The organism is Christiangramia fulva (assembly GCF_003024155.1).
GTDB lineage: Bacteria > Bacteroidota > Bacteroidia > Flavobacteriales > Flavobacteriaceae > Christiangramia > Christiangramia fulva.
The window spans coordinates 1495556-1508670 of record NZ_CP028136.1; the positions used below are offsets into that span (position 1 = coordinate 1495556).

8 protein-coding genes are annotated in these 13115 nt (G+C 40.9%); 3 read left to right on the forward strand and 5 right to left on the reverse strand.

Annotation, left to right across the window (positions count from 1 at the left end; all coding sequences use genetic code 11):
• Positions 1 to 6: 6 nt before the first annotated feature.
• Positions 7 to 1755, reverse strand: coding sequence for an aspartate--tRNA ligase (gene aspS / locus C7S20_RS06910; RefSeq protein ID WP_107011801.1), 1749 nt, complete (start codon positions 1753 to 1755; stop codon positions 7 to 9).
• A 220-nt stretch (positions 1756 to 1975) separates the two neighbouring features.
• On the opposite strand from aspS, the gene C7S20_RS06915 reads away from it, so the two are divergent.
• Positions 1976 to 2338 (forward strand): toxin-antitoxin system YwqK family antitoxin, encoded by a 363-nt coding sequence (locus C7S20_RS06915; protein ID WP_107011802.1) that lies wholly within the window; start codon positions 1976 to 1978, stop codon positions 2336 to 2338.
• 75 nt (positions 2339 to 2413) lie between these two features.
• On the opposite strand, the gene C7S20_RS06920 is transcribed toward C7S20_RS06915, so the two are convergent.
• From C7S20_RS06920 to C7S20_RS06935, 4 genes are read right to left on the reverse strand one after another with little or no spacing between them, the layout of a single operon-like run.
• Positions 2414 to 5866 (reverse strand): efflux RND transporter permease subunit, encoded by a 3453-nt coding sequence (locus C7S20_RS06920; protein ID WP_107011803.1) that lies wholly within the window; start codon positions 5864 to 5866, stop codon positions 2414 to 2416.
• A complete protein-coding gene (locus C7S20_RS06925) occupies positions 5859 to 7028 on the reverse strand; it encodes an efflux RND transporter periplasmic adaptor subunit (RefSeq protein ID WP_107014125.1) in 1170 nt (389 codons plus the stop codon). The genes C7S20_RS06920 and C7S20_RS06925 overlap by 8 nt, the downstream gene beginning before the upstream one ends.
• Positions 7029 to 7050: 22 nt before the next feature.
• The gene (locus C7S20_RS06930) at positions 7051 to 8421 is read right to left on the reverse strand and encodes a TolC family protein (protein ID WP_107011804.1); all 1371 of its coding nucleotides are present in this window, start codon (positions 8419 to 8421) and stop codon (positions 7051 to 7053) included.
• Positions 8411 to 9016 carry a TetR/AcrR family transcriptional regulator gene (locus C7S20_RS06935; protein ID WP_107014126.1) on the reverse strand — a complete coding sequence of 202 codons (606 nt, stop codon included), beginning with the start codon at positions 9014 to 9016 and terminating at the stop codon, positions 8411 to 8413. Before C7S20_RS06935 ends, C7S20_RS06930 begins: the two co-directional genes overlap by 11 nt.
• Positions 9017 to 9156: 140 nt before the next feature.
• On the opposite strand from C7S20_RS06935, the gene C7S20_RS06940 reads away from it, so the two are divergent.
• Together C7S20_RS06940 and C7S20_RS06945 are read left to right on the forward strand one after the other, a co-directional pair.
• Positions 9157 to 10131: a polyprenyl synthetase family protein gene (locus tag C7S20_RS06940; RefSeq protein WP_107011805.1), complete on the forward strand. Its 975-nt coding sequence runs from the start codon at positions 9157 to 9159 to the stop codon at positions 10129 to 10131.
• Positions 10132 to 10297: 166 nt separating this feature from the next.
• Positions 10298 to 13075: a 2-oxoglutarate dehydrogenase E1 component gene (locus C7S20_RS06945; RefSeq protein ID WP_107011806.1), complete on the forward strand. Its 2778-nt coding sequence runs from the start codon at positions 10298 to 10300 to the stop codon at positions 13073 to 13075.
• The last annotated feature ends 40 nt before the right edge of the window (positions 13076 to 13115 follow it).

Genomic DNA, 13115 nt, shown 5'->3' on the forward strand with positions numbered 1-13115 from the left:
GTTTAGTTATAATTTTAATTTAAGATGTAATTCGTCAAGTTGTTGCTCGTCGAGTTTTGCAGGAGCATCTATCATGACATCTCTTCCCGCATTATTTTTAGGGAACGCAATGAAATCCCTAATGCTTTCCTGACCTCCTAATATTGCAACAAGTCTGTCAAAGCCAAAAGCGATCCCTCCATGTGGAGGAGCTCCATATTGAAAGGCATCCATTAAAAATCCAAATTGTTCTTTTGCCTCTTCATGAGTGAAACCTAGAAAATCAAACATTTTAGATTGAGTTTCCTTATCATGGATCCTTATAGACCCACCACCGATTTCGTTTCCGTTCAGAACCAGATCATAGGCGTTTGCCCTCACTTCACCGGGATTTGTTTCCAGTAAGGGAATGTCTTCTTTTTTAGGCGAAGTAAAGGGGTGGTGCATGGCATGATATCTTTTTGTTTCTTCATCCCATTCCAGCAGAGGGAAGTCCAGTACCCACAGTGGGGCAAATTCATCGGCTTTTCTTAATCCAAGTTCATTGCCCAAATACATTCTTAGTGCACTTAACTGTGTTCTGGTCTTTTCAGCATCGCCCGCCATCACCAGGATCAGATCTCCTGCTTTTGCTCCGGTTTTATCGGCCCATTCCTTCAGATTTTCTTCTGAATAGAATTTATCTACAGAAGATTTCAATGTTCCGTCTTCATTATATTTTGCCCAAACAAGTCCGTTTGCACCAATTTGAGGTCTTTTCACCCATTCGATAAGTTTGTCGATTTCTTTTCGGGTAAAGGAAGCAGCTCCGGGAACCGCAATTCCCACTACCAGTTCCTGTTCATCGAAAACCCTGAAACCCTTATTCTGGGCAACTTCATTTAAATCGGCAAATTCCATCCCAAATCGTATATCGGGTTTGTCATTTCCATACTTCTGCATTGCTTCGGCATAAGTCATACGCGGAAATTTCTCCACTTCCATACCCTTGATCTCTTTTAGAAGATGGCGGGTCAAACCTTCAAATATATTAAGAATATCTTCCTGTTCCACAAATGCCATTTCACAGTCGATTTGCGTAAATTCCGGCTGGCGGTCCGCACGAAGATCTTCATCGCGAAAACACTTTACAATCTGGAAATATTTATCCATGCCGCCAACCATCAGCAACTGTTTAAAAGTTTGCGGTGACTGCGGAAGTGCGTAGAACTGACCTTCATTCATCCGGCTTGGAACCACAAAATCACGGGCTCCTTCGGGAGTAGATTTTATTAAATAGGGTGTTTCCACTTCGATAAAACCTTTTTGAGAAAGGTAATTTCGAACCTGCATAGCCACTTTATGCCTGAAAACCAGTTTATTCTTCACCGGATTTCTTCGAATATCAAGATATCTGAATTTCATCCGAAGATCTTCTCCTCCGTCTGTGGCATCTTCAATGGTAAAGGGAGGGGTAATGGAAGGGTTCAGGATTTGAAGTTCCTGTACTAAAACCTCAATATCGCCTGTAGGCATATTGGGATTTTTAGATTCCCGTTCTATCACTTCACCTTCGATCTGGATAACAAATTCACGGGCCAGGTTTCCAGCCTTTTCCATAAGCTCCCGGGCAGAACGTTCCTCGTCGAATATCAGCTGTGTCACTCCATAACGATCCCTGACATCTACCCAGATCATAAAACCTTTATTTCTAATTTTTTGTACCCATCCGGCAAGAGTAACTTTTTTGCCAATATGAGATGCATTCAATTCGCCGCAGGTGTGACTTCTGTACATTCTATTTCTGGAATTTAAAACGGGCACAAAAGTAAGAAGTTCTAATGTTTTCTTTCAAGATTATCTGCGAAATTTACAGGAATTTATCCTTTATTTCTTCCTTCGTTAAGGATTTAAATCGCTGAATTACAATAAATCGGGTTTCCAATGTTAACTTAATGTTATGTAAATATTGATTTATTGTAAACTTTGTGTATATTTGTAAGACAAGCACAATAAGATGAAGACAATTACAAAAATATTAGCAGCGGCTCTCTTTGCAATTGGAACTACCGCTATGGCCCAAACAGCGCCAAAGCCTGTTTTTGAAAAACAAGGTGATTTAATAAAAGGAACTTTTTATTATGATGATGGAAATATTAGACAGGAAGGTACGTACAAGGACGGTAAACTCCACGGAGAATGGATTTCTTACAACAAAGACGGTGAAAAGACAGCCATCGCCCAGTACAACAACGGACAAAAAGATGGAATTTGGTTTTTTTGGTCAGGTGATAAACTTACTGAAGTAAACTACGATCACAATACTATTGCATCTGTTAATAGCTGGGAAAGTTCTAGTTCTCTTGTGAACAGCCATTAAAAGAAATAATTTACTTATATAAAAACACCCTGCTCTTTATTGCGCAGGGTGTTTTTTTGTTAGTACATAATATTGTTAAGTCCGTGAGAATCTACTGTCTTTCACCTTTACTTTTCCGCGGTTGACCAGGTAGAACATTACCGGCACTACGATTAGTGTTAGGAAAGTTGCAAAAACCAGCCCGAAGATCACTGTCCAGGCCAAAGGTCCCCAAAAGATAACATTATCTCCTCCAATATAGATGCCTGGATCATAATCGGTCATCAATCCGAAGAAATCCACGTTCAGTCCCACAGCCAGAGGAATTAATCCTAAAACAGTAGTGATCGCGGTAAGAAGTACAGGTCTTAACCTGGATTTTCCACCCCTTACGATACAATCAAAATATTGTTCACGCGTAAGAAGATCTTCTCTTCCAAGATTCAGTTCTTCTTTCTTCCGGTCGATGAGGATCTGCGTATAATCTATAAGTACGATCGCGTTGTTCACCACAATTCCGGCAAGCGCGATAATTCCCATCATCGTCATGATAATAACGAAATCCATGTGGAATATAATGAGCCCGAGGAATACTCCCACTAAACTTAGCACAACAGCCATAATTATGATAAGCGGTTTACTTACCGAATTGAACTGCGCTACTAAAATGAGCAGGATGCCTCCAATGGCGATCAGTAATGCTTTGATAAGAAAACTCATATTTTCAGCCTGTTTTTCCTGTTCACCGGTAAATTTTAGCGACATGCTCTCGGGAAGATCATAATTTTTAAGCTCAGCTTTCAGTTGTTCTACTATTTTGTTTCCGTTGTAGCCTTCCAGAACATTAGAATAAATGGTGATGACCCTTTTCAGGTCTTTTCTGTTAATTGAACTGAAAGAGGAAGCTACCTTAGTTTCGATCAGGGATGAAATGGGCACCTGGACCAGTTTTCCCGTGTTCTGATCCCTGAAAGTTATGGGCTGATTAAAAAGCGCATTTTCATCATAGCGGTATTTATCGTTCAAACGTACGTTTACTTCATAATCGTCATCTCCTTCCTTGTAGGTTGAAACTTCTTCACCATAGATAGCCCTTCTCAGGGTTTGGCCTACCTGTGCGGTGGAAACACCAAGTTGTCCGGCTTTTTTCCGGTCAACTCTTACATCAAGTTCCGGCTTAGATTTATTTACATCGATCTTAAGTTCTTCTATCCCGGCGATGCTCAGATTTTGAATATAATTTCTCAGGTCTTCAGCCTGTGCGAGCATCTTTTCGTAATCCTCGCCCTGAAGCTCCATATTAATAGGATATCCCGATGGTGGTCCTGCCGCATCTTTTTCTACTATGATAGACGCTCCGGGGAAACCTTTTACGGCTTCCCGTACTTCTGAAAGAACCTGGCTACTTGGAACACCGCGCCTTTTTTTGAATTCCCGCATCACCAGGGTTACTTTTCCACGATTGGGCATTTCCCCCTGTTGACCACCATTGGTCATAGGATTTCCTGCGCCTTCTCCTACCTGGCTGATCGCCGATTCGACCATGAAATTGTAGCCATCTTTATCTTCATACTTCTTGATCACCTCAAAAATTCGCTGCTCCACTTTTTTGGTGAGCTCATTCGTTTTTTGAATATCGGTTCCTTCGGGATATTCAATATAAGTGATCACCTGTTTGGGCTGATTTTCCGGAAAGAACAATACTTCAGGCTGCACGAGACCGAATAATATAAAGGACAGAATGAGTAACAGGATCGTTCCGAAGAAAAAGGTATAGGCTTTTTTACCTCTTAGAGCATATTTTAAAAGCCTTGCATAATTCGATTCGAGTTTTTTCAGCGATTTAAACTGAAAATAGGCCACCGCTTTAGACAGAATGTACTTGTAAAACCAAAGGAGGATCACCGCAAGAAGTAATAAATTTCCTATGGCGCGCAATACTCCCATGCCTATAATATAACCTCCGGCCAAAAGAACGGCTCCAGAAACACCCATTCCTAAGCTTATTCTTATCAATCGTTTTTTCGAGATTTTCCCTTCCTCGGTCTTCATGAATTGGGAAGTAAGCATCGAGTTAATAATAAGGGCGACGAATAATGACGATCCCAAAACAATAGAGAGCGTAATTGGGAAAATTACCATAAACTTGCCTATCACCCCCGGCCATAATGCCAGTGGGAAAAAAGCCATCAGCGTAGTAGCCGTTGAAGCAATGATCGGCCAGGCGATCTCTCCAAGCCCCTGTTTAGCGGCCTGTAGGCGAGGCATACCTTCGTCCATGAGACTGTAAACATTCTCGACAACCACGATTCCATTATCTACCAGCATCCCGAGACCCATTACAAGGGCAAAAAGCACCATGGTATTGAGGGTATATCCCAGGCTGGAAAGTATGATATAAGACATGAACATTGAAAGCGGAATCGCAAGCCCCACGAAAAGTGAGTTCCTGAAGCCCAGAAAGAACATCAGTACCAGTACCACCAGGATAACCCCAAAAATGATGTTATTTACAAGATCGTTCACCTGGTTTCTTGTGTTTGTGGAAAGGTCATTGGTCAGACTTATGTGCAGGCTTTCTGGTAAATATGAATTCTCGGCCTGTTTGATAAGTTCTTTGATCTCATCAACGGCTTCGATCATATTTTTCCCGCTTCGTTTCTTTACGTCCAGCATCACCACCGGCTCACCATATTCGCGAGCAAAAGTGGTTGGATCTTTCTCGTGAAAACGAATGGTCGCAATATCTTTGAGGAAGATATTACCGCCATCTCTTTTTACCACAACATTTTCCAGCTCTTCTGGATCGTCAACTTCACCAATGATCCTGATATTCTTTCGCACACCACTGGTAACAACATTTCCTCCCGAAATGGTTCTGTTCTCCGAACTTACGGCACTAATAATATCATTGAAACTCACTTTCGCGGCGGCCATTTTGTAAAGATCTACAGCGATCTCGACTTCCATTTCTTCGGCTCCACGTATGCTTGCTTCTTTTATCTGCGGAAGTAATTCTATTTTTTCCTGAAGCTGTTCGGCATAATCTTTTAACTGCTGAACCGAATAATCTCCGGTGAGATTAATATTCAGAATTGGCTGTTCTTCCGAAAAATTAAGCTCGAAAACATTGGGCTCTACCTTGCCGCCATTATCAAGATTGGGCCAGGTAGTTTTGGCTTTTGCCTGGTCGACCTTATCTTTAATTTTCTGCTTGGCAGCATCAACGCTTACATCTTCTTCAAATTCTACAATGATCAGCGAATAATCCTGCAGCGTGGTAGAGGTTATTTCCTTTACGCCTCCAACATCGTGAAATTCTTCTTCCAGTGGTTCGGTGACAAATTTTTCAACATCTTCGGCAGAGTTCCCGGGATTGATCGTGCTTACATAAATTTTAGTTTCTATTACTTCCGGAAAAGATTCCCGTGGCATCCCGTAATAAGACAGTAACCCACCGATCATGAGAATGGCAATGATGACATAGACGGTCATCTTGTTGTCTATAGCCCAGGATGATAATTTAAATTCTCTATCTATTTTATTCATTTTCTGTTTTTCTGAATTTCACTTCCTGGCTCTCGCGTAGGTTTCTCGCGCCTTCTACGATAAGGATCTGGTTCTTTTCAAGTCCTTTGGTTATTTCAATGCTGTCGTTATAAACATAGCCAGTTTGGACGATGGTCTTTTTTGCTGTTCCCGTACTGTCTGAAGTTGCGTTCAGGACATACACAAGGCTTTCCCCAAGAGCGTTTTTTTGGATCGTACTCTCAGGAACTACTACAGCATTTTCTGCGGTATAATCATTGAGTTTTATGGTCGCGATCTGGTTAGGCTTGATCATTCCATTGGTATTCGGAATAGAAATTTTTACCTCAAAGGTTCGGTTATTAGGATTGATATTGTTTCCCACCTGGGTGACTTTGCCTTCAATTTCTTTATCCAGGCCGCTGATATTCACTTTAACTTCTGTTCCTTTTTTAATTCTGGAGAGGTAATTTTCAGGTACATTGGCTGTCACATACATATCATTCAGGTTTATAAGTCTGAAAAGTTGTTGCCCCGGGCTTACTACTTCTCCTTCTTCAGCAAATACCTGGTCTATAATTCCGCTGAAAGGAGCCCTCACCACAGTTTTTGCTAATTGCGATTTAAGCTGATTAACCGAATTTTGTACAGATTCATAATTTGTTTTTGCTTCGAGGTACTGAATCTCTGAACCAATATTTTGTTCCCACAAACGTTTTTGACGCTCATAAGTAGTTTTTGCCAAAGAGGCCTGAGCTTCGAGTTGGGCTAACTGGCTGGAAAGACCTCCGTCGTCAATTCGCGCCAGCACTTCTCCTTTTTTTACCTGGTCGCCTTCATCTACATTTACCTGGCTAAGGATTCCCGAAAATTCAGGATGAATAATGATATTCTCGTCGGTAGCCACATCACCCTGAACTTCAGCATAATGCCTGAAGGTCTGCGAGTGAAGGGTGTCCAGAGTTACCAAAGGCAATTGCCGGCTTTTGTCCAGTCTTCTTATCGCTTCATCCAGTTTATTGATTTTGGAGGCAAGCTCACTTTGTTGAGAACTGAGTTCGGCTTTTTTGGCTCTTATTTCCTGGAGATCGTTAGATTCAATAACGTTTTCTACAGATTGTTCTTTTTTTTCGCAACTAATGACAAGCAGTGTTAAAATGGAAAACAATATTATCTTTTTCATGTGTACTATTAGGTAAGGGAGATTAGTTTTCATTGTCGTAAGTTCTGGTATCAAGTAAATTTTCAAGCTCAACCCTCGCTGTGATTACATCCAGCATAGATTGCAAATAATTTTGCTGAGCTGAATATAATTGACGTTGGGCTTCACTTAATTCGAAGCTGCTGGAAATTCCTTCGAAAAACTTGATTTGATTCTTATTTTCAATTCGCTGCGCGAGCTCCAGATTTTTCTGGGCATTCTGAAAGTTTTCCAGGCTGAATTCATAATCGCTTTTTGCCGATTGTATCTTTCTTTTTACTTCATTTTCGGTGCGTTGAAGTTCCAAAAGAGATTGTTTATATTCAATTTCCCGCTGTTTTGTCCTGGAGCTTCTCATCCCGCTGCTGAAAATTGGAATATTAAGGCTTACTCCCAGAATAGACTGGTTGAAGTAGTTCTGGTCACTGTTCAGAAATGTAAAATCATTGCTATAACCCTGGTAGCCGTAATTCACAAAACCTGTTAAAGTTGGAAGTGATTTCGCCTTCTGAAGTTTTATCTGGATTTCAGCCGATTCTGCAGAATTCTTTGCGATGCGGTAATCAATGTTCTCTTCAACGGGGATAGAATCATTTAACAGCTGCGGGTCAAAATATCTCATGGCCAGCTGGTCCAGATCATCGGTCAGGATCACTTTATTCTCAACCGGGATTCCCAGGCTTAGATTTAGCAGTTCATGTGCTATTTGTTGCATGCGTTCGCTGTGGTTCAATTGATTTTTAAGGTTTAGGAGGGTTATTTCCAACTGCTCCACATCTTCCTGTTCAGTTAATCCGTTTTCATAGATTTTCTTGGTATCATTATAGGTCTTCTGAAGACTTTTCACATTTTTTTGAAGAATATCCACACTTTCCTGGGCCAGAAGAACATTTCCATAGGCGTTGATTACAGCTTTTTTGACTTCCAGGTCGGTCTTTGTCTTCGCATTCTTTGAAATTTGCAAAAGGGTTTGCACCGATTGTATTCCAACAATATAAGAACCGTCAAAGATGAGCTGATTCCAGGTTGCGGTTGCATTCATGCTTTGCTTGGTTCCAAAAGTAACCGGTACAAAAGTGCCAGGTTCGCCACCTGTGATCTCGGCAGGGAGAAGGGTGACAGGTTGTTTTAAATAGTTCTGGTAATCTGCACTACCGGTAATTTGTGGAAGTCCCTGGGAGATGATTTCCCATTTTTGCTGAAGGGCCTTCTCTACATCTTTTTGAGCGATCTGTGACTGGTAATTGTTTTCAATACCAAATTGTATCGCTTCCTGCAGGGAAAAACTATAGGTTTTAAGGCTGTTTTCCTGAGAAAATCCCGGGATGCTTAGCAGAAGCAACAGGAATAATAAGTAATAGGTTCTATTTCTCATTTTTGTGAATATAATCGTCTAAAATTTTTAATCCTTTTTCGGTGCAGATGGCGCGCAAATGATATTCAAGAAATTCACTCATCAATGCCGCTTCATCATATTCTTCTATGGGAAAAATATCTTTGTCTTTTATCCCGAGCATTCCTATAAAATGAATGCGGGTGATAAACTGCAGGTTCAGGTCTTTACGGTAATATCCCAATTCAATTCCCCGGCGGATGTTTTCACTCACACAATCCTGCAAAACTTTAAACTGGCTGTTATGCAGGTTTTCGTAGATCTTGGGGTAATATTTTTTCAGCTGGAAATGAGGTGAGGTTTTTTCTCCTTTCAGGTGCTGATTAACAAATCGCTTTATCTCAAAATTTTCGATCACAGGATCTAATTCCTGGTTTCGTATATCTTCGATCCCTTTTGAAATAGTATTTAAAAGGTGATTCCCGGTGGCCTGCACCAGTTTGGTCTTTGTGGAATAATTAGCATAGATCGTCTTTTTGGAAACCCCTATTTTATGGGCAATATCATCCATGGTAACGCTTTTAAAACCATAAGTCAGAAACATTTCTGCAGCAGCATTCAAAATCTTTTCTCGCACGTCTTTAAATTTGTGGCGCAAAAGTAACATAGGAAACTTTAAAAACAAAAATAGTTTCCAAAGTTTTACTGTTATTTAACACCAGCATAAAATTCTAATTCTATTCATTATTGGTATTTTAGCGGAAAATTTTTCTGAAAATGCTTTCCATAACCGAGTATCGCCAGGCTGTCACAGATTATTTAAAGCAAAGAGTCCTCGTAAAAGAACCGGTGAATCTTTACGAGCCCATGGTTTATATTTTAGGCCAGGGCGGTAAAAAACTAAGGCCTGTTCTGGTATTGATGTCGGCTGAAATATTCGGCTGTACTTACCGAAAAGCCCTGGATGCGGCACTGGCGGTTGAAATATTCCATAATTTTTCCCTCATCCATGATGATATTATGGATGATGCTCCTATTCGCCGGGGGAAAGCGACGGTTCACGAAAAATGGGATTTAAACACCGGTATTCTCTCGGGAGACGCCATGCTGATCAATGCGTACCAGCTTTTTGAAAGTTACGAGGGCGAAACTTTTAAAGAGCTGACCACTCTTTTTACTAAAACGGCTATGCAGGTCTGTGAAGGGCAGCAGTATGATATCGATTTTGAGACGCGGGATAACGTAAGTATTGATGATTATCTCCTAATGATAGAATACAAAACTGCGGTCCTGGTTGGTGCGGCCCTTCAAATGGGTGCCATCGTTGCGGGAACGACAGAAGAATGCAAAAAATCAATATATCAGTACGGCAGACTTTTGGGAATTGCCTTTCAGCTTCAGGATGATTATCTTGATGCTTTTGGCGATATAGAAACTTTTGGAAAACAATCTGGAGGCGATATTATTGAAAATAAAAAGACTTTCCTTTATTTAAAGACCCTTGAAACAGCTGCAGGGGTCGAAGCTGAACAACTCGGACATCTTTATTCCATCAGGCCCCAGGATAATTCAGAAAAAATTGCAAGCGTGAAATCGCTATTTGAAAGCAGCGGAGCCGCTGAACTTACCAGGCTCGAGATCGAAAAATATACTCAGAAAGCCTTTGAGGTTTTGGATTCCATGCCACTTTCCGAAGAAAAAAAAGAACCGCTCCGAGACTTTGGAAAAATGCTTATGAACAGGAAGGTATAGCCAAAAAATGCAATTTTTCACTTCTTTTTAGTGAAAACACTTCCAAAAGGCTTGTTAAAATACCTATAATTCAATAGATAATTATCATAATACCTGCAAGTCGTTTTTTTTAAAAATTGTATTTTTGCTTTGCTTTTAAAAACTGAAGAAACATTTGTTTCAATTTATGGAGAGATTTTCATTTCTAAATGCCGCGCATACTGCTTACTTCGCAGAACTTTACGATCAATATTTACAAAATCCCGATAGTGTAGAGCCCAGCTGGAGGGCTTTTTTTCAAGGTTTTGATTTTGGAATGGAGAATGGTTTATCTGAAGAAGTTCTCAAAGAAGCTAATATTGAATTTGCTGAAGGAGAAATTCCAGACCAGGTAATCAAGGAATTCCAGGTGATTCGACTGATTGACGGATATCGTACACGAGGACATCTATTTACAAAAACGAACCCGGTGCGGGAAAGGAGAAAATACACTCCGACCCTTGACATAGAAAATTTCGGTCTGGAGAAAGAAGACCTGAAAACTACTTTCAATGCCGGGGAAATCCTTGGAATTGGCCCATCTACTTTAGAGAGGATCATAGAGCATTTGAAAAAGGTCTATTGCGATGCGATTGGTATCGAGTATATGTATATTCGGAAACCAGAGGAGATCGCGTGGATCCAAAGCAAGCTCAATATCAATGAAAATCATCCCGAATTTGACGCTGAACGAAAAAAGCAAATTCTGAAAAAGCTGAATGAGGCTGTTTCTTTTGAAGCATTTTTGCACACAAAATATGTGGGGCAAAAGCGTTTTTCCCTTGAAGGGGGAGAAAGCCTTATTCCTGCCCTGGACGCTTTGATTGAAAAGGCTGCCGAATTTGGTGTGAAAGATTTCGTGATGGGTATGGCCCACCGCGGAAGGCTGAACACACTTACCAATATTTTTGGTAAAAGCGCCAAAGATATTTTCTCAGAATTCGACGGAAAAGATTACGAGCAGGATATTTTTGACGGGGACGTAAAATATCACCTGGGCTGGACTTCCTGCCGTACAACCGATACCGGAAAAGAAATAAATATCAATATCGCCCCAAACCCTTCGCATCTTGAAACCGTAGGTTCTGTAGTTGAAGGGATCACCCGGGCAAAACAGGATCGCCGCTATGAGCGTGACGATTCAAAGGTGCTGCCTATTCTTGTTCACGGGGATGCTGCGATAGCGGGACAGGGTGTGGTCTACGAGGTGATTCAAATGGCCCAGCTGGAAGGCTATAGAACTGGCGGAACTATTCATATAGTGGTAAATAACCAAATTGGATTTACCACCAATTACCTGGATGCGAGAAGTTCAACCTATTGTACCGATGTTGGAAAAGTAACACTTTCGCCGGTGCTTCACGTGAATGCCGATGACGCAGAGGCCGTGGTTCATGCGATTCTTTTCGCTTTAGATTTCCGCATGAAATTTAAAAGAGATGTCTTTATCGATCTTCTTGGCTATAGAAAATATGGTCACAATGAAGGTGATGAACCTCGATTTACACAGCCAAAACTATACAAGGCTATTTCAAAACATCAGAACGCGAGGGATATTTACTTCGAAAAACTGAAAAATGAAGGAGTAGTTGATGATGAATACCTGAAGAATCTCGAAGAAACCTATAAAGCATCGCTCGAAGAAAAACTTGAAGATTCCCGTAAGGAGAAAACCACCCGCATTACTCCATTTATGCAGGATGAATGGCAGGGCTTCAATAATGTTCAGGAAGATGAAATGATGAAGGAGGTAGATACTACTTTCGATATGAAGAAACTGGACAAAATTGCCGAAGCGGTTTCAAAATTGCCTTCAGATAAAAAATTCATGCGCAAGATCAAGAAGATCATAGACCTGCGTAAACAAATGTATTTTGAAGATAATAAGCTGGACTGGTCAATGGCTGAACATTTAGCTTACGGCTCCCTGATGACCGAAGGCTACAATGTGCGTCTTAGCGGTCAGGACAGTGAACGAGGCACGTTTTCTCACCGCCATGCCGTGTTAAAAGTTGAAGATAGTGAGGAGGAGATCATCCTTCATAATAATATTGAAGATAGAAAAGGAGATTTCTTTATTTATAATTCTCCGCTTTCAGAATATGGAGTTGTTGGATTTGATTATGGATACGCCATGGCAAGTCCTACAACACTTGCGATCTGGGAAGCACAGTTTGGCGATTTTGTGAATGGTGCTCAGATCATGATTGACCAGTATATTTCAGCTGCTGAAGATAAATGGAAATTACAGAACGGTTTGGTGATGTTTCTTCCACACGGCTATGAAGGGCAGGGCGCGGAACATTCTTCAGGAAGAATGGAGAGATTCCTTCAGCTTTGCGCTAAAGATAATATGTATGTGGCTGATGTTACCACGCCTGCTAACCATTTCCATTTGCTAAGACGGCAAATGAAGGTGAAATTCAGGAAACCTTTGATCATATTCACGCCAAAAAGTCTGCTGAGACATCCAAAAGCGATCTCTACCAAAGAGGAGTTTGCCAATGGCAGTTTTCAGCCTGTCATCGATGATGTGAACGCGAAGGCAGAAGAGGTGAAAAGCCTGGTTTTTTGTACTGGTAAATTTTATTACGATCTTTTAAAACGCAAAGAGGAAGAAGATCGCAAAGATGTGGCCCTGGTGCGTGTGGAACAATTATTCCCGTTGCCAACCTCCAAAATGAAAGAGATTATTGAAAAATATAAGAATGCAGATGATATCGTGTGGGCACAGGAAGAACCCAGGAATATGGGAGCTTACGGCCATATGTTACTGCATTTCCCGGAGGCGAGACAATTCCGGGTTTGTAGCCGTAAATTTTACGGATCTCCCGCGGCAGGTAGTTCAGCACGTTTCAAAAAACGTCATGAACGTGTAATTGCCAGTGTTTTTGAAAAAGATTTAGACGAAGAAGAAAATAATTAAGAACCATTTTCCTGAAATTTGTAACATCAGGAACCAAAAT